Consider the following 21,183-nt stretch of genomic DNA (forward strand, 5'->3'; position numbering starts at 1 on the left):
CGTGCTGCGCTTCGGCATCCTCGGCTGCGGCTCGATCGGTGGCTTCCTCGGCCGCTTGCTGGCCCGGCCTGACGGCCCGCTGCGTGAGCGGGCCACTCTGGTGGCGGTCGCCGGACGGGACCCGGTACAGGCACACCGGCTCGCCACCGAACTGGGCTGCGAGGCACTGGCCGTCCCCGAGCTGCTGGCCCGCACGGACATCGACGCCGTCGCCGTGTGCACTCCCTCCGGCACCCACGCCGAACTGGGCACCGCAGCCCTGCGCGCGGGCAAGCACGTCCTGGTCGAAAAGCCCATCGACGTCACCCTGGAGGCCGCCGACCGGCTGATCGACGCCGCCCGGCACACCGGCCGCACCCTCGGCGTCATCTCCCAGCACCGCTTCGACCCCGCCGCCGAAGTGGCCAGGGCCGCCATCGAGGACGGCACCCTGGGCCGGATCACCTCGGTCCTCATCGAGGTTCCCCTGTGGCGGGCGCGGTCCTACTACGCGTCGGGGCAGTGGCGCGGCACCCGCGCCCTGGACGGCGGCGGCGCCCTGATGAACCAGGCCGTGCACGCCGTCGACCTCGCCCAGTGGCTGGCCGGCCCCGTGGTGGAGGCCGCCGCCCACACCGGCCGGCTCGCCCACGACGGCATCGAGGTCGAGGACGTGGCCACCGCCAGCCTGAAGTTCGCCGGCGGCGCGCTCGGCGCGCTGCTGGCCACCACCGCCGCCTACCCGGGGCGTACCACCCGGGTCGCGGTCAACGGCGAGCGCGGATCGGTCGTCATCGACAACGACGAACTGGCCTACTTCCACGCCGCCCGCGAGGGCGAGCGGCCCGCCGCCTACGGCGCGTACGGCGACGGCAACCAGGCCGCCGACCGGTGCCCGCCGCCGCCGGAGCCCCCGCCGCGCGACCGCATCGGCCTGCTCCACCAGCCCCACCGCGACCAGCTCGCCGACTTCTGCGACGCGGTCCGCACCGGCCGGCCACCCCTGGTCGACGGCGCCGCGGGACGGCGGGCGGTGGCGGTGGTGCACGCCGTGTACACCTCCGCCCGCACCGGGCGCACCGTACGGCTCGACGAGAGCGGCAACCTCACACAGGACAAGGGGAGGACCCCATGAGCGGGACCCTTCGGCACCCGGCGCCGGACGAGCACAAGGAGGCCCTGGCCCGGCTCTTCGACCGCAGCGCCCCGACGTACGAAAAGGTCGGTGTCTCGCACTTCGACGCCCTCGGCCGCCAGTTGGTGGCGGAGGCCCGCGTCCGGGAGGGCGAGCGGGTCCTGGACGTGGGGTGCGGCACCGGCGCCGTGCTCGTTCCCGCGGCGCGGGCCGTCGGGCCGAGCGGCTCGGTGACCGGCATCGACTTGTCCGCGGGCATGGTGGAGCGGTCCCGCGCGGCCATCGCGGAGGAAGGGCTGGGCAACGCCCGCGCCCTCGTCGCCGACGCCGAGACCGCCCACTGGGAGCCCGGACCGCCCGTCGACGGCACCTTCGACGCGGTACTCGCCGGGATCTCGATGTTCTTCTTCCCCCACCCCAGGGCCGCGGCCGCCCGCTACCGCCGGCTCCTTGCCGACGGCGGCCGGTTCGCCATCTCTTGGTGGGGCCGCCAGGACGAACGCTGGAACCCGGTCTTCGCCGCCAGTGCCCCCTACGGCGGCGCTTCCTCCCACCGGCTCCCGCCGGACAGCCCGTTCCGCTCCGTCGAGGACCTGCACGCCATGCTGTCCGAGGAGGGCTTCAGCTCCGTCGACACCGTGGAGCGGACCTGTGTCACCCGCTTCCGCGGCCCCCACCAGTGGTGGCAGTGGGTGTGGTCCACCGCGGGCCGGCAGTTCTGGGAGAGCGTGCCCGAGGACGCGATGGCCGACGCGGTCAAGGCGGTCGAGGCCGAGCTGGCCGGACTGCGCGCCCCCGACGGGAGCCTGACCAGCCGGAACACCGTCCGCTTCACCGTCGCCGAGGCCGCTCGGTGAGCGCCGCCTGCACAGCGCCGCACGAGTCGCGTACGGCGGCACCCGCCGCCCACCCGCTGTTCTCCCGGGAGTGGCTGCGGCACGCCGAGGCCACGGCCGGGCAGCGGCCCGCGGAAGGCGAGGCCCTCCGGCTCGGCCTGCGCCTGACCGATCCGCCTGCCGGGGTGGCCGGGCAGATCCTCGTCCTGACGGATCTGGCCACCGGCGCCCTGTGGTTCCGCGCCGGCGAATGGGACGAACGGCCCACCCTCGTCCTGACCCTCCGGCACGAGGAGGCCGCCGTCCTGCTGTTCGGGGACGCCGAGCGGCGGGTGCGGCTCTTCGAGCACGGACGGCTGGTCCTGGAAGGGGTGTTCCTCTTCATCTTCTTCCTGGACCGGCTGCTGCAACAGGACCCGTCCGGGGCGCTGGCCCGGCTGCGCGGGTTCACCGCCGACGCGCCGCAGGCGGCGGGCCCGTGGCCGGGCGCCGCCGCGGCGGTCACCGCGCCGGACGCCGAGGCCGACGCGGTCCGCGCCGCCACCGAGGCGCTGCCCCGTACGGTGGCCGCCCTGCGCGCCGAACTCGGCCGGACCACCCCCGGTGCCCAGCTCCACGTCAGCCACGTCCCGAGCGGCACCACCGTCTCCGCCGCTCTGGGCAGCTGCCGCCCCGGAGTGCCCTTCACCCGCGCCTCCCTGCCCATCTGGTACTGCTGCTCCAAGACGCTGGGCGCGGTGGCGATCGGCCAGTTGTGGGAGCGGGGCCTGCTGGACCCGGCGGCGCCGGTCGCACGCTACCTCCCCTGGTACGACGGCGACGGCCGCGAACGGATCACCCTCTACCAACTGCTCACCCACACCTCGGCCGTCCCCATGGGCCTGGACCCGCTGCACGGGGCCATGGCCGCCCCGGTCGCGCTCCGCCGTGAGCTGCTGCGGAACATGACGGTCCCGGCGGGGACGCCCCCCGGCGCGCGGATCAACTACGGGCCGTGGTGGGCGTGGTTCCTGATCGCCGAGGTCGTCCGCGCCGTGGACGGACGCGACTACGAGCGCTATCTCGCCGAGGAGATCCTGGCGCTCTGCGGGATGACCGACACCCGCGTGGTGCTCACCCCGCAGGAGTACCGCGCCGAGGCGGACCGGCTGCCACTCATCCACATCACCGGCGGCGGTCTCCCGGCCCAGCCCACCCACTGGTACGCCACCGCGGCATCCTGCACCCGGCCCATCCCCGGCCTGAACATCCGCGGGCCGATGTCCGACCTGGCGCTGTTCTTCGCCGCGCTGGCGGACGGCGGCCGGGGGCGCCACGGGCGCATCCTGCTGCCGCAGACCGTCATGGCGCTCACCGCGCACCACCGGGTCGGCCTGGTGGACCCGTTCGGCAACGCCGACTGGGGGCTGGGCTTCCGCGTCGAGTCCCGCCACCTCGGCGACGCGTGCACGGCCTTCAGCCGCCACGCCTCGCCGCGCACCTTCGGCCACTACGGGCTGTGGACCTCGGCGGCCTTCGCCGACCCGGACGCCGGCCTGGTGGTCGCGCTGCACCTCAACGGCAAGACCTGGCAGGAAGAGCACCAGGAACGAATGATCACCATCGGTGACGCCGTCTACCAGGACCTCCGGCTGACCTGATGCCCGGGCCCCTTGAAACGCCCGCACACGCCCGCACCACAGGAACGGAGAACCGAGCATGACCACCCCGCAACCCGAGGACGCCTTCCCGGCCGACTCACCGCACGCCATCATCGACGTCGCCGTCGCCTTCTGGAAGTCCAAGGCGCTGCTGAGCGCGGTCGAACTGGGCGTGTTCGAGGAGCTTGCCGTACGCCCCGCCACCCGCGCCGAACTCACCGGGAGGCTGGGGATCGCCGGCCGCGGCGCCGCCGATTTCCTCGACGCCCTGGTGTCCCTGGGACTGCTGGAGCGCGACGGCGGCGTCTACCGCAACTCCCCGGTCGCCGACCGCCACCTGGACCCTCGCAAGCCCGCCACCGACATCTCCGGCTACCTCTCCTTCCTCAACGCGGGCTTCGGCTGCTGGGCGGGGCTGACCGACGCGCTGCGCAGCGGCGGCCGACTGGACTTCTCCGCGGCGCTGGCCGCCTCGCAGTCCGTGGACCAGGGCGGGGCCGGCGACCCGAAGCTGGTGGGCGCCGACGCCACGGACGACACCTTCGGCGAGGCGTACGCCGCCCCGGACCAGGTGACCGGATTCCTGCGGGCGATGACCGGCTACAGCATGGGCGCCAACCAGGCCATCGCGGAGCGGTACGACTGGTCGGGGGCGCGGACGGTCGCCGATGTGGGCTGCGCCGAGGGCTCGCTGCTGGCCCAGGTGCTGTCCCGGAACCCACACCTCCAGGGCATCGGCTTCGACCTGCCCGTGGTCGGCCCCGGCTTCGACGCCCACCTCGAACGGGTCGGCCTCACCGACCGGGCGCGCTTCGCCGGCGGCGACTTCTTCACCGACCCGCTGCCGACCGCCGACGCGATCGTGATGGGACACGTCCTGCACGACTGGGACCTGGACACCAAGAAGACCCTCATCGGCAAGGCGTACGAGGCGCTGCCGGACGACGGCCGGCTGCTGATCTACGAGTCGCTGATCGACGACGACCGCCGCGAACGCACCACGGGCCTGCTGATCAGCCTCAACGTCTCCACGGTCTCGGCCGGCGGACTGGGCTACACCGGTGCCGAGTGCGGCGACTGGATGCGCGCGGCGGGCTTCCGCGACATCGCCGTGAGCCACTTGGACGGCCCGGAGTACCTCGTCGTCGGCGTCAAGTAGCACCGCGTACCCGGCCGGTGCCCCGTGGCACCGGCCGCGTACCCCACCCCGCACACCTCCCGTCACGCCCCCGCGGCGTCCAGCAGCCGGGCGACCGGCTCGACGGCTTCATCCGGCTCTCGGTCCGTTTCCCCGGGCCTGCTCAGCGAGGTTCGCGTCCTCCCCTGCCCGGTAGCGCGCAGTGCGACCGCGATGTGGCTGTATCCGGGGTCTTGTTCCAGCTCCTCGACGACTTCACTGCCGAGCGCGAGGCAATTCAGGGCGATCAGGCCACCAGCCGGGTCAGCGGCAATCGAACCTGAGACACCCGACGGCGAACCCACCTGAGCGACAACGGGATGTGAGGCCGGCCAGGCCACCCGATCTCACATCCCGTTGCATCACCCCATTTCAGGCACCATGCCACCGGCAAAGATCAAATGAGACGGGACAGCACCGCGGCGAGATCGCTGGTCGCCCGGGGTTGTCGATCCAACTCCGCGCACCGGCAGGACCGAGTGCTCATTCGGTGATGAGGTAGCGCGGGGCCTGCGGTCCTTCGATGGTGATCCACTGGAGTTCGGTGAATTCCTCCAGTCCGGCCCGTCCGCCGGACTTGCCGTAGCCGCTGTTCTTCACCCCGCCGAAGGGGATCTGCGGTTCGTCGTCGAGGGTGGCGCCGTTGATGTGGCACATGCCGGTGTTGATGCGCTTGGCCAGGTTCAGGGCGAGGGGGATGTCCCGGGTGAAGATGGCCGAGGTGAGGCCGTAGTCGTTGTCGTTGGCTGCGCGCAGGGCCTCTTCGTGGCCGTCGACGATGCCGACGGTGACCATGGGGCCGAAGGACTCCTCACGGTAGACGCGCATGCCCGGTGCGACATCGGCCAGCACGGTCGGGGCGAAGCACGGGCCGTTGGCCGTTCCGCCCGCCAGTAGGCGTGCGCCCGCTCCGACCGCGTCCTGGATCAGGTCGGTCAGGCGGGATACGGCGTTCCGGCCGACGACGGGACCGAGCACGGTCTGCGGGTCACGCGGGTCGCCGCAGGTGATGGTGGCGGCCAGGGCGGCGAGACGCCCGGTGAACTCGTCCGCGACGGCGCGGTCGACGATGACGCGTTCGGTTGACAGGCAGCCCTGGCCCGAGTTGGCGAACGCGCCGAAGCCCACTGCGCTGACCGCGTGGTCGAGGTCGGCGTCGGCGAGGACGATGACCGGTGCCTTGCCGCCGAGTTCGAGGATCGCCGGTTTCAGATGCGAGGCGGCCTTCTCGCCGATGATGCGGCCGACCCGGGTGGAGCCGGTGAAGTGGACGCGCCGGACGGCCGGGTGGGCGATGAGTGCGTCGACGACGTCGGGGGCGTCCTCGGGTGCGTTGGTGACCAGGTTGAGCACCCCGTCGGGCAGTCCGGCCTCGGTGAAGCACTCGGCGACCAGGCCATGGGTGCGCGGTGTCTGCTCCGACGCCTTCATCACGACGGTGTTGCCGAGTACCAGCGCCGCCGGGAGCGAGGCGCCCACCAGCAGCGCCGGGGCGTTCCAGGGAATGATGCCGGCGACCACGCCGACCGGCTTGCGGATCGCGATCGAGGTGCGCCCCGAGGTTTCGGAGGGGATGACCTGGCCGGTCAGGCCCTCGTGGGCGGCGCTCGCCGCGTAGCGGATCTTCTCGGTGAGGACCTTGACGTTGTAGGCGCCCCAGGCGGCGGGGCCGCCCATCTCGGCGGTGATCGCCTCGGTCAGTTCCCCGGCCCGCGCTGCCAGCCTCTCGGCCGCTGTCCACAGGGTGCGGCGGCGCTCGCCGGGTGCCAGCCCCGCCCAGGCGCCGAATGCCTGCTCGGCTGCCTCGACTGCGCGCACGACGTCCGCCGTGCGAGCGGCGGCGGCGCGGGAGGCCACGTGGCCGGTGAACGGGTCGTGCACCGCGTAGATCCGGTTGTCCGCTGCCTGCTGCCAGGCGCCGCCGATCAGCAGCCTCTGGATGGGGGTCTCGGTGGTGGAGGTCATGTGCTCTCCCGTCCCGCTCGCCCCGCCCTCAGAGGGCGGAGCGAGCGGTGGTGGTGTGCGGGCGTCGGGGTCACCGCCGGGCGGCCAGGCCGTCGCGGTGGATGCGGGTCTGTTCGGCGACGCGGCGGCCGAGGTGGCGCGCGGTGCTCAGGTCGGCGTCGTGGACGGCGGCGGTGTCGTTGAAACTCTGCGCACCGGCGCCGAGGTAGAAGCCGAGCCGGTTGTCGTCCTCGGGGCCGGAGGTGGTGGTGTTCCAGCCCGGCAGCAGGCCCAGGCTCACCCAGAGCATGCCGTGCTGGGCGGCCAGGACGGCGAAGTACTGCAAGGTGTGCATCTTGTCGCCGCTCATGGAGCCGGAGTTGGTGAATCCGGCGGCGAGCTTGTCGCTCCAGGCGCGGGTCATCCAACGCTTGCTGGTGGCTTCGGCGAAGGCGTGGAAGGCTCCGGAGGCGGTGCCCATGTAGGTGGGGGAGCCGAAGATGATGGCGTCGGCGCAATCCAGCACCTCCCAGTCCGCATCGCTGAGGGAGGCGACGTCCACGCGGTGGACCTGCGTCCCGGAAACGGAGTGCGCGCCGTCGGCCACGGCCGCGGCGATCTGCGCCGTGTGGCCGTAGCCGGAGTACGAGGCGATGGCGATCGTGGTGTCGGACATGGTTGCTTCCTCTCATGACGCCGGCGAGTGCTGACGCGGCGTCCTGGAATGCCGGCGAGGTGGGCTGACGGTCCGCCCGGGCCGCGAAGGGCTGCGGGACGGGCTCGGGTGGCACGCGTGGCGGATTCGGTACGCGGCCGGAACGAGAGCCCCCTGGACCCCTGTGCCGGTGCGGGCCCGTGCAGGTGCAGCCCTTGATCGGCGGCCGTCTTGATCGGTGATCCGAGATTATCGTAACGCTGATAAGTCGCCGATACGCAAGAAGGCGTATCATCGTTCCATGGATGAGGACAGGCGCGCCGCCAGGTACCAGGTTCTGCAGGTCGCAGCCGAACTGCTGGAGGAGGGAGGCAGTGAGGCGGTTTCCACGCGGGCCGTCGCCGCCGCGGCAGGGATCACGGCACCGACGCTGTACCGGATGTTCGGGGACAAGGACGGACTCCTCGCCGAGCTGGCCGTCCACGGATTCGAGAGGTATCTGGCCGAGAAGCGCGAGGCGTTGTCCCGATCCGAGGACCCGGTGGCCGATCTCTACCGGGGCTGGGACCTGCACGTCGACTTCGGCCTGCGGCACCCCGCGTTCTACCTGCTCATGTACGGAACGGCCCGCCCCGGCCGCAAGCCCCCGGCCGCCGACGAGGCGCACGCCCTGCTGGTGGGCCTGCTGGACCGGGCCGCCGCCGACGCGCGCCTCCGGGTGCCGGTGGAGGAGGCGAGCCGCGTGGTCCACGCCGCGACAACCGGAGCCACCCTGGCGCTGATCGGCGAGGAAGCGTCGCACCGGAATCTGTCGACCTCGACACGGCTGCGGAACATCGTCATCGGGTCCATCACCACCGACCCGCCCGTCGCCACCGCCACGGACCTGGCATCCCGGGCGCTCGCACTCGACGCCGCGCTGACCCTTGAGGACGGCGCCGCGCCCCCATTGCGTGACGCCGAGACGGCGCTGCTGCGCGACTGGCTGCACCGCCTCGCCGAGTAGCGCAGACCGCTGCGGCGTCGGGCGCCGCGACCGACCCCGGTCGTCGCCCGGCCGTGAGCCCGATGCCGGGGCCGGCTCGTTCAGTCGCGGCTGGTGGCCTGCTTCCCGGACCATGCGGCGGCGTCGGCGCCGTATCGGACCAAGAGGCGCGCGAACTGGATCTGCTCCTCCGGCGACCAGGCGGCGGTGATCTCCTGGAACGCCTTGCGCTGCTCGGCGGCGAAGCGGTTGCGTTCGGCCTCGCCGTGCTCGGTGAGTTCGAGCACGGTGCGGCGACCGTCGGACTGGGACGCCGCCCGGCGCAGCAGCCCCTCCTCGATGCAGGCGGCGACGGTCCGGCTGGCCACCGGCTGGGCGACGCCCATCGCGGCGGCGAGGCCACCGACGGTCGTCTCGCCCGGCGCATCGGCGATCACATTGAGTACGAGATTGCGGGAGAGGTCCTTGCTCGATGCCGGTGCGCGTCGTCGCAGGCGTGACAACGCCGGGCCGATCTGATCCAGCACCAGGTCGTCGGGGGTCCGCTCGGAGGAAGACGCGCTACTCATGTACGTGAGTCTAGGCGCGCCCGCACATTTGCATACCTTCTCGCAAGTGCATAGCATCGGGTATGTAAATGTGGCGAGCGAGGAAGTGAGACGGACTGCTATGGCACTCACCGCGATCACCAACGCCCGGGTCTTCGACGGGGAGAAGACCCTCGGCGTGCGGACCGTGGTCATCGACGGCGCAAGGATCGCTCGCGTCGGTGGCGATGCTCCCCCGGACAGCGAGATCGTCGACGGAGGCGGCGCCACCTTGCTGCCGGGACTGATTGACGCCCATGTTCACTCCGCCCCGGGCTCCCTGGCGCTCGCCCTGCGGTTCGGGGTGACGACCGAACTGGAGATGCAGGGGATGAACACCCGGGAGAACCGGGGGCTCATCACCGACGACGACACCGTGGCCGATGTGCGTTCCGCCGGCTTCGCCATCACCCCGCCCGGTGGCCACCCGAGCGAGCTGATGCCCGAAGGCTTCCGGCCGAAGTGGGACCTCCCCCCGGTGATGCCCCTGATGCCGTTCTCCACGACTCCCGAGGAAGCGGCCGCCTTCGTCCCCCAACTCCTCGCCCGGGGCTCCGACTTCATCAAGTTCATGATTGACGACGGCAGCGTGGAGGGACACCCCGGGCTGCCCTCGCTCGACCAGGCCACCGTGAACGCCGGTGTGGCGGAAGCCAAGAAGTACGGTGCCCTCACCGTGGCTCACGCGCTGACCGTGGAGGCCACCAGAATGGCCGCCGAAGCCGGTATCGACGGCGTCGCCCACGTGTTCATGGACCAGCCACATGCCGACGAGATCATCGGTCTCATCAAGGACGCGGGCACGTTCGTCATTCCCTGCATCAGCCTCAATGCCTCGATGATGGGGATCACCGGCAGCGCACTCGCCGACGACCCCCGGGTCGCCGCACGCCTCGACAGCAAGTGGGACCGGACCCTGCGCTCCAGCTACAACCGCTACCCGCAGGGCAAACTCGACGACGTGTACGACACCGTGCGCGCTCTGGACACTGCCGGCATCGACGTGCTGGCCGGCACCGACGTCTCCATGCCCGAGACGTTCTTCGGGGGCCTGGCGCACGGAGCGAGCCTGCACCACGAACTGCAGTACCTCGTGGCAGCCGGCCTCACACCCTCACGAGCCCTGCGAGCAGCCACAGCGACCACAGCCCGCCGCTTCCGCCTCAGCGACCGGGGCCGCATCGCCGAGGGACTCCGCGCCGACCTCCTGCTGGTCGACGGCGACCCGACCGAAAACATCAGCGACACCCTCAACACCCGCGCCATCTGGCGCCGCGGCACCCGCCTGGCGGAATGACAGCAGTCCGTCAGGCGGTGGATGCGGGCGAGGGGCGTGAGTGACCCGCTATGCGTTCGATGCTGCTCCAGGCAGTAGCGGGCCAGGCCGGCGCGCAGGGCCAGGTGTTCGCGCATGCCGGCACCGATGCGCTCGCCGACCGCAGACTCCCCTTCTACTGCCGACGGTTCCGTCCGGACGCAGCGCCCGTCGGGGACTCAACGGGCGGCGCCTACGGCTTGTGGGGGAGGGCGCCTTGGCAACGCGGAAGGAACAAGAAAAGGAGCAACAGAAGCAGGGCGACGAGGACAGCAAGGTGTGCCGCTGCGGGTGGTGTCGGTAGCACCCGCCTTCGACGGCGCGGTGTGAGCGAGGGCACCCGGCAGTCTGGCGCCGAGCGGCTCGGTAGCCCGATATGACCCCAGGCGCTGCCGCCCTCCGCCGGGGAGCGACGAAACGCCATCGGCGATCGAACTGTCGGCCCGGCGCCGCCCCTCCCCGTGGGGCGGAGCCGGGCCGATCACGGCTACAGCCCGGCTCCGGACTCGTCCACGGCCAAGGTCCGCAGGGGACGGTGGCCCTGCTCGTCGAGCCGGGCGAGTTCACGGTCATGGCCGACGGTGATGGAGCCGTAGTGGTTGACCACCGAGCCGCGGGCCGGGGAGATGTGCGCCAGGACCTCGGCGCCCACCTCTCGGCCGGCGCCGCGCATGCTGGTCAGCTTCCGTCCTGGCTGCGGGTGATCGTGTCGGTGCGGGCGTCGACGCCGACCCCGCGGACGGCCTGGGGTGGCCCGTCAGCGAGGCGGGTCTGCGCCAGCTTGAGAATGATGCGTCCGAGGGCGTCTTGTTCCTCGCGGCGTCCGGCGAGCCAGACGTTGTCCTCACCCATCGGCTCTCCGGTCCGGGCCGTGAACGCGTTCTGCCGTTCCTCGATGAGCTGGGCGGTGCGTTGTTGCTGGGCGGTGAGTTCAGGCAGGAAGGTGGCATCTGTGGCGAACTTTTCGCAGGTCAGGCAGGCATTTGCCGTCGAGCATGCCTGGCGGGACGGCCGCAGACACAGTCCGTTGGGCAGGATCCGGTCGGTGCACTTGTCCAGCTCCAGCATGTCGTAGAGGTCGCGCGAATCGGTGGCCGGCTCCCGGGCATCGGCGGTGATCTTCCGGTAGCGAAGGAACTCCCGCTCGTGGGTCTCGGCGAGGGTCTGCGCGTAGTGCATCAGCATGGCCGGTGAGAGGTGGCCGAAGCAGCGCTGGACGACGTGCAGCGGGACACCAGCGTTGAGCAGGCTGGTGGCCTTGGTGTGCCGGAACCGGTGGGTGCGGTTGAAGTCCACCAGCTGCTCGGCGCCGTCGCGGATATCAAGGCGGCGGGCGAACTCGGACAGAGTCTGGCGGATGCGCTCAACGGGATACGGCTTGTCGGCGTTCCGGTTCATCTTGTGGGCCAGGAAGAGGTACTTGGGGCCCGCACCCGCCGCCCAGCGGGGCCTGAGGTGGGTGTCGGCCCACTGCTGCTGGGCGGGGATGATGGCGACGACCTCGGCGTCGACGAGGATGGTGTCCGGTGCCTGATCGATCTTCGTCTGCCGGCAGCGCAGTTCGGCGACTTCGCGAAGGAGATGAAGTGAAGACCCGCCGCTGGGCTCCATCTCCACCCACCGTGCCGAGTTCGTTGCCGAGTCCTTGAGGTCTCCCGCTCGGGCAACCGGTGGCTTGCCGGTGCCGGCGTACGGGTCGCGCGCCAGACCGACGATGACGCCCTGGCTGCGGAGATCCGTGAGACCCACACCGATCACAAGGGCGTCTACGGAGTGCGGCGCCGGGTGCTCGGCTGGTCGATGGCCCCGCACATGTGGGCCGAACTGGTCATCGACGCACTGGAGATGGCGGTGGCGACCCGCGGCGGCGGTACGGACGGGGGTGATCTTCCACGCGGACCGCGGCGCACAAAGCACCCCCGCCGTGTTCGCGCAGGTCTGCGACGGTTTCAAGACTGGCAGGAGCATGGGCCGGGTCGGCTCAAGCTATGACAACGTCCTCGCCGAGAGTTTCTGACAGGACCTCAAGAGAGAAACGATGCGCCAGAGGCTGTTCTCGACGATGTGCCAGGTGAGGCTGGAGATCTTCCCGTGGCTGACGTACTACAACGCCCGCCGACACCGCAGCGCCCTCAACCACCTCTCGTCCGCCGAGTTCGAACAGCAACACCAGAGCGAACGCAGACTCACCCCCGGAGCAGGAAACCCCGTGCACATGCTCCGGGGGCCACCTCACCAGTCCCCGGACCTACTTGAGCAGCAGTTCGCTCAGCTCTGTTGGCATGGTGATCATGCAGTCGTGCCCGGTAGGCAGTTCCCACACCCGTGCCGGAGAACCATTGGGCTGTATCGCGGGGACGGGCCGGCGCGTGATGCCTTCCGGCTCCACGCCGACGCAGTGGATGTGCGTACGCGGAATCACGTTCACGGCCGGGTTGTCCAGCCGGACCGGTTGCTGCAGGCAGAGCGCCGGCTGGTCAGAGACCATGGCGCGCAGCCACGCGACGTCTGCCGGGTCGGTGACCCCGAACAGACCGAAGGGCGGAGGCATCTCGGGCAGCGGCGGAACGCGCCAGGCACTGTCGGACTTCGCAGCCAGGTCAATCAGGTTCTGCGTCATGGGCTGGACGTCGACGGCGGTCTCACCGTGCTCCGGGACCATCGCATCCAGGTACACCAGGTGTGCGATCCGTTCCGGGACCTCGTTGGCCACGGACGAGATAACCAGTCCCGCGTAGCTGTGACCCACGAGTACCACCTCGGTCAGGTCCTCCTCGTGGATCAGCCTGACGACGTCCTCGACGTGCGTATCGAGCCCCACCTCGGGACTGAGCAGGTGCGCCTTGTCGCCGTAGCCGGTCAGTGACGGTGTGAACACGCGATGTCCGGCGGACTCCAGCAGCGGGACCACGCGCTCCCAGCACCGGCCGTTGTGCCAAGCGCCGTGGACCAGCAGGAATATTGACATGATGGGAACGGTCTTCCTCTTCGGGGAGTGGAGGCGCGGGAACATAGCGGTTCCTATTCGTGCCTCGGTACTCTTTGGGAACTGAAGTCATCGTGGAGCACCTGCCACGCCTTGAGCAATAGGGCACATTTCGGTGCCCCGGTTCCCTGGAGGTAACTATGACCACAGCTGGCAGCGAGTCGCGGTCGGCGCAGCAGGAGGACCCGTGCAGGACCCGCGAAGTGCTTGACATCGTCGGGGACAAATGGTCATTGCTGGTCGTACGCAACCTCAGCCAGGGACCGCGCCGCTTCACCGAACTCAAGCGAGCCATCGACGGCATCAGCCAGCGCATGCTCACCGTCACCCTGCGCAGCCTGGAACGCGACGGAATCCTCACGCGGACTGTCCGCAACGTCATGCCGCCGCACGTCAGCTACGAACTCACGCCGATGGGCAAAACCCTCCGCCAAGCCACCGCGCCCCTGCTGGAGTGGAGCACCATTCACCTGGCACACATCGACGCGGCCCGCGCCACGTACGACGCCCGCCCCGACACGTCGCCCGCATAGGAGTTTTCTGAAGATGTAGTGCTGTTCCGGCCCGGGATCTTGTGGTTCGAGGCCAGAGTCGTAGGCATGCTGGGGAGGCAGCCGAAGGAGTCGGTCGGGCCTGATCTGCGGCTCTCGTGCCGGGAGTTGATGTCCGGGAGCGTGTTCGGGTTCCTGGCCGAGCGCCGGGATGAGCTGTTTCCGGAAGAGCTGTTCGCGGATTTGTATCCGTCACGGAACGGGCGGCCGTCAGTGCCGCCGCGGGTGCTGGCGTGTGCGACGGTGTTGCAGGTGCTGGAGAAGCGGACTGATCACGACGCGGTGGCCGCGCTGCGGTGTGACCTGTGCTGGAAGGCGGCGTGTGGGCGGGGCCTGTACGACACCGCCTTCGATCCGTCGCTGTTCATCTGCTTCCGGCGCAGTCTGGCCCTCTCGGGAGACCGGGACCGGATCTTCACACGAGTGCGGGAGATCATCACGCAGACCGGTCTGCTCGAGGGCCGCCGTTGATGGGCGCTGGACTCGACGGTCTTCGAAGACGCGGTCGTCACCCAGGACACCGTCGCCCAGCTGATCGCCGCGATCCGCCGGGTGATCCGCGAGGTCCCCGGCGCCGCAGAGACTGCGGCCGCGCACTGCACCGGACACAACTACAGCGATCTGGGGAGGCCCAGGATCGCCTGGGGCGACGAAGCGGCACGGGGAGCGGCTGGTGAATGCCCTGGTTACGGACACGGTGCAGCTGCTGGGCCGTCAGCCCGATGGCAGGACGAATACCGCCACTGGCGCCCGCCGGTCGAGCGCGGCATCGCCTGGCGCACCCGTCACAGCTGCAGACTCCGCTACCGAGGCGTCCTGAAGAACGGCGCCTGGCTTCACACCCGGACCGCCGCCCTCAACCTCCGCCGAATGGTCAACCTCGGACTCGACGTCACCGACGGCGCTTGGATGATCAATCCAGCCACCGCATGGGCAGCAGGACCGCCCAACCTCGGCCCGCACCGCCCCACAAGATCTTCAGAAAACTCCCAGCGGGCCCGATTCGTTCCATGACGCCCCTGCAGTGGTCGTGCTTGCATGACCGGCGTCGTGCGTATGGGTGCACGCGGCTCGGGGCGGTACGTCAAGGGAGTGCGTGCGCGAGGGGTGACGGAGCACGGCTTCGCCATCTGGTGCCGTACATTGCTCTAGACTTCGACTTGAAGAATTCTTCAAGTCGCTACTTGCTGTGACAGTCAAGTCATTGGGGGCAGGTTCGGGTGGGTGGGTTCGCTGAGGCGTTGCGGGAGCGTGTGAGGGTGGCGCGGGCCGCTGTGGAGGCGGCGCGCGAGGCGGGGGATGCGTTCTCCGTGGCTGTGGCGGAGGACGAGCTGGATGATGCGCTGCGGCTGGCGCGCAACAGCGGCGTCGATCCGGATGCCGGGCCGGAAGGCAGGGGCCGGGCGTGATTACTGCGCAGGTTCCGCTGTATCAGGCGAAGGCCGAGTTCTTCAGGATGCTGGGACATCCGGTACGTATCAGGGTGCTGGAGTTGTTGCAGGACGGGCCGATGGCGGTGAAGGACCTGCTGGAGGCGATCGTGATCGAGCCGTCGAGTCTTTCGCAGCAGTTGGCGGTGCTGCGCCGCTCCGGCATCGTGACTTCCACCCGTGAGGGCTCCACCGTCACGTACGCGCTGGCCGGCGGGGACGTGGCGGACCTTCTGGGTGCGGCGCGGCGGATTCTCGCCGAGCTGCTGGCTGGTCAGGAGGATCTGCTGGCGCAGTTGCGGGGGCCCGGTGTCTCGGGTGCTTCGAAGGAGTCTTCGTGATCCACGCGGGATGGTTTCCTCCGTGGCGGCGCCCACTGCCGACGGCCGAGCATGAGCACACGCCGCCTCAGGTACGACGGCAGTTGATCACCGTACCCGTTCAGAGCGGGGCGGTACGGACAGCGCGGCTTGAGGTGAGCGACGCACTGACCAAGTTCGGGATCGCGGCCGATTCTTCGCTTGCGGGTGCGGCCCTGTTGGTGGCCAGCGAGCTGGTCACCAATGTCGTGCGGCATGCGGCGGAATCCTCGCCGACGGCGGGGGTCGGTGTGACGGTGGGGGACGGACAGCTGGTGATCGATGTGACCGACCAAAGCGCGCGTCTCCCGGCTCTTGAGGGGAACGCGATGGGCGATGGCCTGCGGACCGTGGCGGAGCTGGCCGCTCACTATGACGGCAAGGTGCATGTCGAGCGCGCGCGGGACGGCCGCGGCAAAATGATCCTGGTCCATTTCATGCTTCCCGACTCCGACGGCGGGTGAGCCATGACAGAGCCAGGTCCCGCATCGGCGCGCTTTGAGATCACTTACCTGCAAGGCGGCAGTGACCATCCGGCACACACAGCGGAGATCGGCGAGATCAACATGCTCGTCGAGTGGGCTGGGCAGACGGGCGTGCCGGTCCGTATCCGTCCCCGCTCCGCAGCTGACGCAGGTGTCCGAAGGGGTGGGGAGGGCAGCCGGTGAGTGACGACGATGTCGTCGACAAGACCGCGCCCGGCTCCAGCACTCTGGAGGAGAAGCACAAGGAGCGGGGGGTGTCCTGGCAGGTGTTCATCTACATCGCCGGCAGCCACCTGCTGCTGGGCTTCATGGCGCTGCTGTTCTACCTGGGCAGCCACTCGGGCAACTAGCGCACGAGTCCGATGCTTGTGTGGGGAGCGAAGGGGGCCGCGCGTGATCACCGTGGTGGGACGTGCGGATCTCAGTGTCCGGACGCCGAAGCTGCTGGAGCACGAGCTGCGCGGAGCCCTGGAGCGTCCGGCACCGCTGGGGACGGCGCTCGTGCTGCGCGTCGGCTACGGGGTAGCGGTGGCGGCCGCGCGCGGCTGCGAAGGTCAGGGTGCCTCTGGTGGTGGTGCTGCCTTCGCCACGGGCTCTGGGCGCGCTGCTCCCGGAGCGCGACAGGGTGGCCGCCGGCGAAACGCTGTCAGCGCGTACCCACATCCAGCGTCCAGTAGTGCTGGATTTCGGTGCTGCCCGGCGGTCGGACCTGGTGGTAGTAACCCACGCCGGCTTCCAGGGACGCGCAATTGAGGATGAGGTTGCGGTGCAACCAGTGCCATGTCGAGTCCCTCTGCATCCAGTACTCCACTGCCTGAGCAGGACTGGGGGCAGGATCGGGCTGCCCCCACTGGAAGTAGACGTTTTCCCCAGGGGTGTGGTAGCCCGCGAGGTCCATGGGTTCGCCACTTTCCCATACCAGTTTCCCGTCAGGCCCTCGATGCATGTTCGAGTCCTGCTGGACTTGGTCGCTGGGAACGGTGGACAGGTAACTGCTGTGGTCGTACGCGATGTTCCTGAGCTGCTGGGAGAACTGGAAGGGGTTGGGACAGCCGCTCAACTTCGCTTCTCCCAGCGGATCCGGCTCAAGAAGGGGATACAACTCCGGGTGTGTCCGTGCGCGGTTGACCAGATCGAAGAGCTCTTGCTCCAGCGGATCCGGCGTGGGGCTGGCACCCGAGGTGATCTGTCCGATCCTGCCGCTGAAATACTCGGTGAACCACAGGTTCCCATCCGGTCCGGACGCGATACCGAACGGGTGGCCGTCCGCGGTGGGCAGTGGGTATTCGGTGACGGATCCCGTTGAAGTGATCCGCCCGATCCGGTTGCCGGTGGATTCGGTGAACCACAGGTTTCCGTCGGCCCCGGACGCGATGGCGTACGGGGAACTGCCCGGGTTGGGCAGTGGGTATTCGGTGACGGATCCCGTCGAAGTGATCCGCCCGATCCGGTTGCCCCTGGACTCCGTGAACCACAGGTTCCCGTCCGGGGCGGCCACGATGCCGGTCGGCCCGCTGTCGGGGGTCGGCAGGGGGAATTCGGTGACGGACCCCGCTGGCGTGATCTGCCCGATCTTGCCACCCCAGTACTCGGTGAACCACAGGTTTCCGCCCGGCCCCGCCACGATCCCCAGCGGGCGACAGCCCCCGGTGGGCACGGTGAATTCGGTGATGGTCCCGGCCGGGGTGATGCGCCCGACCTTGCCGTCCCAGTACTCGGTGAACCACAGATTGCCGTCGGGCCCGGCCGCGATGCCGAATGGGAAGGCGTTCGAATGGGGCACGGTGAATTCGGAGATGTTCCCGGCCGGGGTGATTCGCCCGACTGCACCGCCGTAGTACTCGGTGAACCACAGATTGCCGTCGGGCCCGGCCGTGATGCCGAACGGGAGGCTGACCGCGGTGGGCAGGGGGAATTCGGTGACGGATCCCGTCGAAGTGATCTGCCCGATCCGGCTGCCGGTGGACTCGGTGAACCACACATTGCCGTCCGGCCCGGCCGCGATCCCGAGCGGATGGCTGTTCAGTACGGGCAAGGGGTATTCGGCGATGGACCCGCCCGGGGTGACCTGCCCGATCACGCCGTTGTCGTATTCGGTGAACCACAGGTTCCCGTCCGGCCCCGCCACGATCCCGGAGGGCTGGCTGCCCGCAGTGAGCACGGGGTGTTCGGTGATCTCCCCGCCCAAGGTGATCCGTCCGATCTGGTTGCCGGCGCCCTCGACGAACCACAGGTTGCCGTCCGGCCCGGCCGCGATGTCCCACGGGGAGCTGTTCGAGCTGGGGATGGGGTGTTCTGTGATGTTCCCGCCCGGGGTGATCCGTCCGATCTGGTTACCGTTGGACTCGACGAACCACAGGTTGCCGTCCGGCCCGGCCGTGATCCCCGTCGGCCCGCTGCCCGCGTCGGTCAGCGGGTGTTCGGTGATGGACCCGTCCGCGGTGATCTGCCCGATCACACCGTTGTTGTACTCGGTGAACCACAGATTGCCGTCCGGCCCGGCCGTGATGCCCCACGGGAAGCTGTTCGGGCTGGGGATGCGGTAATCGGTGATGGTTCCGTCCGGGGTGATCCGCCCTATCATGCCGCTGTCGTATTCGGTGAACCACACGTTCCCGTCCGGGCCGGCCGTGATCCCCGTCGGCCCGCCGTCCGGGGTGGGCAGGGGATATTCGGTGATGGCTCCACCCGGGGTGATCTGCCCGACCAACCCCCTGTCGTACTCGGTGAACCACAGATTGCCGTCGGGCCCGGCCACAACGTCCCAGGGGTAGGGGGAGCTACCCGGGGCGGACAGGGTGTATTCGGTGACGATCCCGGGGAGGGCCGCGGCCGACGCGCCTGCCTGGAGGGAATTCCGCAGACGACCTCGACGAAGGCCATGCGGGGTGAAGGGTGTGGGCATGGAAAAACCTCATCCGCTTCCAACGCGGCAACAGCCCCACTACAGGGGCGTCGCCGCGGAGTGGTGGTCGAGCCCGGCTCGGTGCTGAACGGCGGCGCCGACCTGGGATGAGCCGTTCGTGGCCGCATCCCTTGCACGCACCGTGTGCGGCGAGCACGGCTGGGGTTCGACACCCGTACTGCTTCCACTTTCAGCCTGTTACCCCGTGTGGGTGATCGCAACTTGCGCGGTCCCCGCCCTGCAGACGTTGAGGCCGGACCTGGCCGCGGCGCCGTCGAACTGCCAATCATCGCCGAGGGCCTGCGCCACCACGACATCCAGCTCGAATTCCTCTCCGGGCCCCCTCCATGGCGTCTACGACCCGTCCGGTCATGGCGCTGCCTTGTTCGAGCCCCGCGAAGGCCAGGCATCCGCTCGCGAGCGCGGCCGACACGGTGGGCGCCGCAAGGCCGTCGACGACGACATGGCCGCCTACGCCGGGTCCTTTGCGGCCAACAACGTCCCCGACCCGCAGATCGCCCTGCCTTGGGTAAGAACAAGGGCGAACACCCCATGGTCGCCGCCGTCTATTGCTTCCTCACCGAGGACGCCGACAGCGCCGAGAGAGCCCGATCACCCGTCAGGGCTTCCACATCCACTCATTGCCCCTTTGGCCCGCATCTGGGTCACACGCTCCCCGTCCGTCGTGGCCCTACGTGAGTGGACAACGGACAGACGCAAACCCCCGACACAACCTGTTCGGCCTGGGCACGAACATGGGGATCAAACGCGTCGCGGTGACCGGCAAGCAGGGCGAGAGCGAGGCGACGCTGCGCAAGGTGCGGCACCTGCTCGTCAACCGCGCCAACATGCGGGCGGCCGTGCGGAAGCTGGTGAACGCCACCTTCGCCGTCCGGGATGAGATGTGGTGGGGCACCGCGCCGCGTGCGCCTCCGACAGCCGCAAGTTCGGCGCCTGGTCCTCCAACCTGATGACCGAGGGGCACCAGCGCCGTCGCCCCGCAGAGCCTGCCCAGCACTGACATGACGGGGAACCTTCAGACGCGGACGGGAGGCTCCTGCGGGCCCAGCGGGTACCAGAACCACTGGGCCGCGCCATAGGATTTGCCCCCTCTGTCCTTGTTCGGCCATTCCGCCATGCATCGGATGGTGTCATCTGTTTTGAACGGCTGGGTTGCCGATCCGGCATCGAAGTCGCGACCGTTACTGGTCAGGTACACGGTGGCGGCCTGGACTTCGCGGTACAAGTGGCGTACCGACGCCGAAGCGGTTGGTCCGTCGGGGAGATCGAAAACTCTCATTTTGAGGACGACGAACCCCGGGCCCTGGACCCGGAATTCGGCCTCCCAGTCGCGCACCTCACCATCGGGACTCCTCGTCGACTCGAGAAGCAGCACCTCGTCCTGGATGAGCCCTTCCAGCGGGCCACGGAAGGTGGTGCGCCCGGCGATGTCGAGGTGGCCGATCTCCAGGTCGGGCCGTTCGACCATCACGGCGGTGGTCAGGGTGTGTGTCAGCGTCTGACCGCCGGCGGTCACCGTCGCTTGCAGCATGAAGCCGGTGGGGGTGGTCAGTGGTTCGGGGGTGGTCCACTCCCGGACGCTCGAAACGTCCTGGGAGGAGTTGCGGGCCCAGAACATCGTGTAGGCGGCGTCCGTGCTTCCGTCCCATTTCAGGACCGCGTGCTCGCCGTTGGCAACCATGACCTTGGTCGGGCGGAAGTTGCGGAACACGAACTCCGCCGGGAACTTCATCACCGAAGCCACGGTCGTTTTCGGGGTGAAGGATTCTTTGGTCAGGGAGGTCTCTTCGATGATCTCGATGCCCGCCTCGCCGACCGTTTCATTCACCTCGATCTGTGAGATGACCAGAGTGACAGCGCGCTCAATGATCTGCACCGGCGGCCGTTCCGGCACGAACTCGAACACCTGCCAGGTGTCGTCGGCGAACCCGGGGCGTGCGGTCCAGTCGCTCGCGCCGACGACGGCCGAGGTGAGCTGCGCGCCGTTCTCGGTGAGCGCCGTGGCGCCCGCGCCGATCGGGATCCGGACGGTGACACTCTTGCAGTAGGCCGAGCCTGAGTTCCCGGGGCCGAGCGTGATGTCCAGCCGGCCCATGACCGGGTCCTTGTCCGTGGACACCGTCAGAGGCTCGGGGTCCGGCTCGATCGCGTAGCCGAGCAGCGAGTCGGCGGCCAGTACGGTCATTCCCATGG

Annotated in this window: 20 protein-coding genes and 2 pseudogenes; 14 read left to right on the forward strand and 8 right to left on the reverse strand. The window is 69.6% G+C overall.

Annotated features, from left to right (window positions below):
- Position 1 precedes the first annotated feature (1 nt).
- Genes IH09_RS21060 through IH09_RS21075 form a run of 4 tightly spaced genes read left to right on the forward strand, consistent with a single transcriptional unit; the run spans position 2 to position 4,749 of the window.
- Positions 2-1,114, forward strand: a complete 1,113-nt coding sequence (locus IH09_RS21060; protein ID WP_052858650.1) for a Gfo/Idh/MocA family protein — start codon at positions 2-4, stop codon at positions 1,112-1,114.
- Positions 1,111-1,971, forward strand: coding sequence for a class I SAM-dependent methyltransferase (locus tag IH09_RS21065; RefSeq protein WP_052858652.1), 861 nt, complete (start codon positions 1,111-1,113; stop codon positions 1,969-1,971). Before IH09_RS21060 ends, IH09_RS21065 begins: the two co-directional genes overlap by 4 nt.
- Positions 1,968-3,590, forward strand: coding sequence for a serine hydrolase (locus tag IH09_RS21070; protein ID WP_052858654.1), 1,623 nt, complete (start codon positions 1,968-1,970; stop codon positions 3,588-3,590). Before IH09_RS21065 ends, IH09_RS21070 begins: the two co-directional genes overlap by 4 nt.
- Before the next feature lie 58 nt (positions 3,591-3,648).
- Entirely contained in the window at positions 3,649-4,749 is a 1,101-nt protein-coding gene (locus IH09_RS21075) for a methyltransferase (RefSeq protein ID WP_052858657.1), read from the forward strand.
- A 501-nt stretch (positions 4,750-5,250) separates the two neighbouring features.
- Here IH09_RS21075 and IH09_RS21080 read toward each other — a convergent pair.
- Together IH09_RS21080 and IH09_RS21085 are read right to left on the reverse strand one after the other, a co-directional pair.
- Positions 5,251-6,732: an aldehyde dehydrogenase gene (locus IH09_RS21080; RefSeq protein WP_052858659.1), complete on the reverse strand. Its 1,482-nt coding sequence runs from the start codon at positions 6,730-6,732 to the stop codon at positions 5,251-5,253.
- Positions 6,733-6,802: 70 nt separating this feature from the next.
- Complete coding sequence (locus IH09_RS21085; RefSeq protein ID WP_052858661.1) at positions 6,803-7,387, reverse strand: flavodoxin family protein; 585 nt, start codon at positions 7,385-7,387, stop codon at positions 6,803-6,805.
- Between the two features lie 280 nt (positions 7,388-7,667).
- Here IH09_RS21085 and IH09_RS21090 point away from each other — a divergent pair, with 280 nt between their 5' ends.
- Entirely contained in the window at positions 7,668-8,372 is a 705-nt protein-coding gene (locus IH09_RS21090) for a TetR/AcrR family transcriptional regulator (RefSeq protein WP_052858663.1), read from the forward strand.
- Positions 8,373-8,452: 80 nt separating this feature from the next.
- On the opposite strand, the gene IH09_RS21095 is transcribed toward IH09_RS21090, so the two are convergent.
- Complete coding sequence (locus IH09_RS21095; RefSeq protein WP_052858665.1) at positions 8,453-8,920, reverse strand: MarR family winged helix-turn-helix transcriptional regulator; 468 nt, start codon at positions 8,918-8,920, stop codon at positions 8,453-8,455.
- 100 nt (positions 8,921-9,020) lie between these two features.
- Here IH09_RS21095 and IH09_RS21100 point away from each other — a divergent pair, with 100 nt between their 5' ends.
- Positions 9,021-10,235 (forward strand): amidohydrolase family protein, encoded by a 1,215-nt coding sequence (locus tag IH09_RS21100; protein WP_052858667.1) that lies wholly within the window; start codon positions 9,021-9,023, stop codon positions 10,233-10,235.
- 505 nt (positions 10,236-10,740) lie between these two features.
- Here IH09_RS21100 and IH09_RS21105 read toward each other — a convergent pair.
- The gene (locus IH09_RS21105) at positions 10,741-10,926 is read right to left on the reverse strand and encodes a hypothetical protein (protein ID WP_052858670.1); all 186 of its coding nucleotides are present in this window, start codon (positions 10,924-10,926) and stop codon (positions 10,741-10,743) included.
- A 5-nt stretch (positions 10,927-10,931) separates the two neighbouring features.
- Complete coding sequence (locus IH09_RS21110) at positions 10,932-12,002, reverse strand: tyrosine-type recombinase/integrase (protein ID WP_190233357.1); 1,071 nt, start codon at positions 12,000-12,002, stop codon at positions 10,932-10,934.
- 286 nt (positions 12,003-12,288) lie between these two features.
- On the opposite strand from IH09_RS21110, the pseudogene IH09_RS40680 reads away from it, so the two are divergent.
- A pseudogene (locus IH09_RS40680) lies at positions 12,289-12,408 on the forward strand (hypothetical protein); the annotation flags it as partial.
- Positions 12,409-12,501: 93 nt separating this feature from the next.
- Here IH09_RS40680 and IH09_RS21115 read toward each other — a convergent pair.
- Positions 12,502-13,221, reverse strand: coding sequence for an alpha/beta hydrolase family protein (locus IH09_RS21115; protein WP_052858674.1), 720 nt, complete (start codon positions 13,219-13,221; stop codon positions 12,502-12,504).
- Between the two features lie 158 nt (positions 13,222-13,379).
- Between IH09_RS21115 and IH09_RS21120 the strand changes: the two genes are divergently transcribed.
- The 6 genes from IH09_RS21120 (at position 13,380) to IH09_RS39200 (ending at position 16,414) form a co-directional block, all read left to right on the forward strand.
- Positions 13,380-13,772 (forward strand): winged helix-turn-helix transcriptional regulator, encoded by a 393-nt coding sequence (locus tag IH09_RS21120; RefSeq protein ID WP_052858677.1) that lies wholly within the window; start codon positions 13,380-13,382, stop codon positions 13,770-13,772.
- A gap of 141 nt (positions 13,773-13,913) precedes the next feature.
- Entirely contained in the window at positions 13,914-14,261 is a 348-nt protein-coding gene (locus IH09_RS40020; RefSeq protein ID WP_318279510.1) for a transposase, read from the forward strand.
- Between the two features lie 788 nt (positions 14,262-15,049).
- Entirely contained in the window at positions 15,050-15,199 is a 150-nt protein-coding gene (locus IH09_RS39195; protein WP_205379262.1) for a hypothetical protein, read from the forward strand.
- The gene (locus IH09_RS21135; protein WP_381529100.1) at positions 15,196-15,561 is read left to right on the forward strand and encodes an ArsR/SmtB family transcription factor; all 366 of its coding nucleotides are present in this window, start codon (positions 15,196-15,198) and stop codon (positions 15,559-15,561) included. Before IH09_RS39195 ends, IH09_RS21135 begins: the two co-directional genes overlap by 4 nt.
- Before the next feature lie 83 nt (positions 15,562-15,644).
- Positions 15,645-16,043 (forward strand): ATP-binding protein, encoded by a 399-nt coding sequence (locus IH09_RS21140; RefSeq protein ID WP_240150505.1) that lies wholly within the window; start codon positions 15,645-15,647, stop codon positions 16,041-16,043.
- Between the two features lie 200 nt (positions 16,044-16,243).
- Positions 16,244-16,414, forward strand: coding sequence for a DUF6126 family protein (locus tag IH09_RS39200; RefSeq protein ID WP_190233363.1), 171 nt, complete (start codon positions 16,244-16,246; stop codon positions 16,412-16,414).
- A 296-nt stretch (positions 16,415-16,710) separates the two neighbouring features.
- On the opposite strand, the gene IH09_RS39205 is transcribed toward IH09_RS39200, so the two are convergent.
- Positions 16,711-18,969, reverse strand: coding sequence for a virginiamycin B lyase family protein (locus IH09_RS39205; protein ID WP_190233358.1), 2,259 nt, complete (start codon positions 18,967-18,969; stop codon positions 16,711-16,713).
- Between the two features lie 734 nt (positions 18,970-19,703).
- Here IH09_RS39205 and IH09_RS21155 point away from each other — a divergent pair.
- A pseudogene (locus IH09_RS21155) lies at positions 19,704-19,960 on the forward strand (Tn3 family transposase); the annotation flags it as partial.
- Between the two features lie 45 nt (positions 19,961-20,005).
- Here IH09_RS21155 and IH09_RS21160 read toward each other — a convergent pair.
- Positions 20,006-21,181 (reverse strand): hypothetical protein, encoded by a 1,176-nt coding sequence (locus tag IH09_RS21160; RefSeq protein WP_190233359.1) that lies wholly within the window; start codon positions 21,179-21,181, stop codon positions 20,006-20,008.
- Positions 21,182-21,183 lie beyond the last annotated feature (2 nt).

It is taken from the genome of Streptomyces celluloflavus (assembly GCA_000720995.1).
Lineage (GTDB): Bacteria > Actinomycetota > Actinomycetes > Streptomycetales > Streptomycetaceae > Streptomyces > Streptomyces celluloflavus.

Excerpts from the sequence above, each read along its gene's own strand:
- IH09_RS21100 (WP_052858667.1), top strand. The coding sequence starts at position 9,021 with ATGGCACTCACCGCGATCACCAACGCCCGGGTCTTCGACGGGGAGAAG.
- IH09_RS21065 (WP_052858652.1), top strand. The coding sequence starts at position 1,111 with ATGAGCGGGACCCTTCGGCACCCGGCGCCGGACGAGCACAAGGAGGCC.
- IH09_RS21080 (WP_052858659.1), bottom strand. The coding sequence starts at position 6,732 with ATGACCTCCACCACCGAGACCCCCATCCAGAGGCTGCTGATCGGCGGC.
- IH09_RS21160 (WP_190233359.1), bottom strand. The coding sequence starts at position 21,181 with ATGGGAATGACCGTACTGGCCGCCGACTCGCTGCTCGGCTACGCGATC.
- IH09_RS21115 (WP_052858674.1), bottom strand. The coding sequence starts at position 13,221 with ATGTCAATATTCCTGCTGGTCCACGGCGCTTGGCACAACGGCCGGTGC.
- IH09_RS21075 (WP_052858657.1), top strand. The coding sequence starts at position 3,649 with ATGACCACCCCGCAACCCGAGGACGCCTTCCCGGCCGACTCACCGCAC.
- IH09_RS21090 (WP_052858663.1), top strand. The coding sequence starts at position 7,668 with ATGGATGAGGACAGGCGCGCCGCCAGGTACCAGGTTCTGCAGGTCGCA.
- IH09_RS39205 (WP_190233358.1), bottom strand. The coding sequence starts at position 18,969 with ATGCCCACACCCTTCACCCCGCATGGCCTTCGTCGAGGTCGTCTGCGG.
- IH09_RS21085 (WP_052858661.1), bottom strand. The coding sequence starts at position 7,387 with ATGTCCGACACCACGATCGCCATCGCCTCGTACTCCGGCTACGGCCAC.
- IH09_RS21095 (WP_052858665.1), bottom strand. The coding sequence starts at position 8,920 with ATGAGTAGCGCGTCTTCCTCCGAGCGGACCCCCGACGACCTGGTGCTG.
- IH09_RS21105 (WP_052858670.1), bottom strand. The coding sequence starts at position 10,926 with ATGCGCGGCGCCGGCCGAGAGGTGGGCGCCGAGGTCCTGGCGCACATC.
- IH09_RS21120 (WP_052858677.1), top strand. The coding sequence starts at position 13,380 with ATGACCACAGCTGGCAGCGAGTCGCGGTCGGCGCAGCAGGAGGACCCG.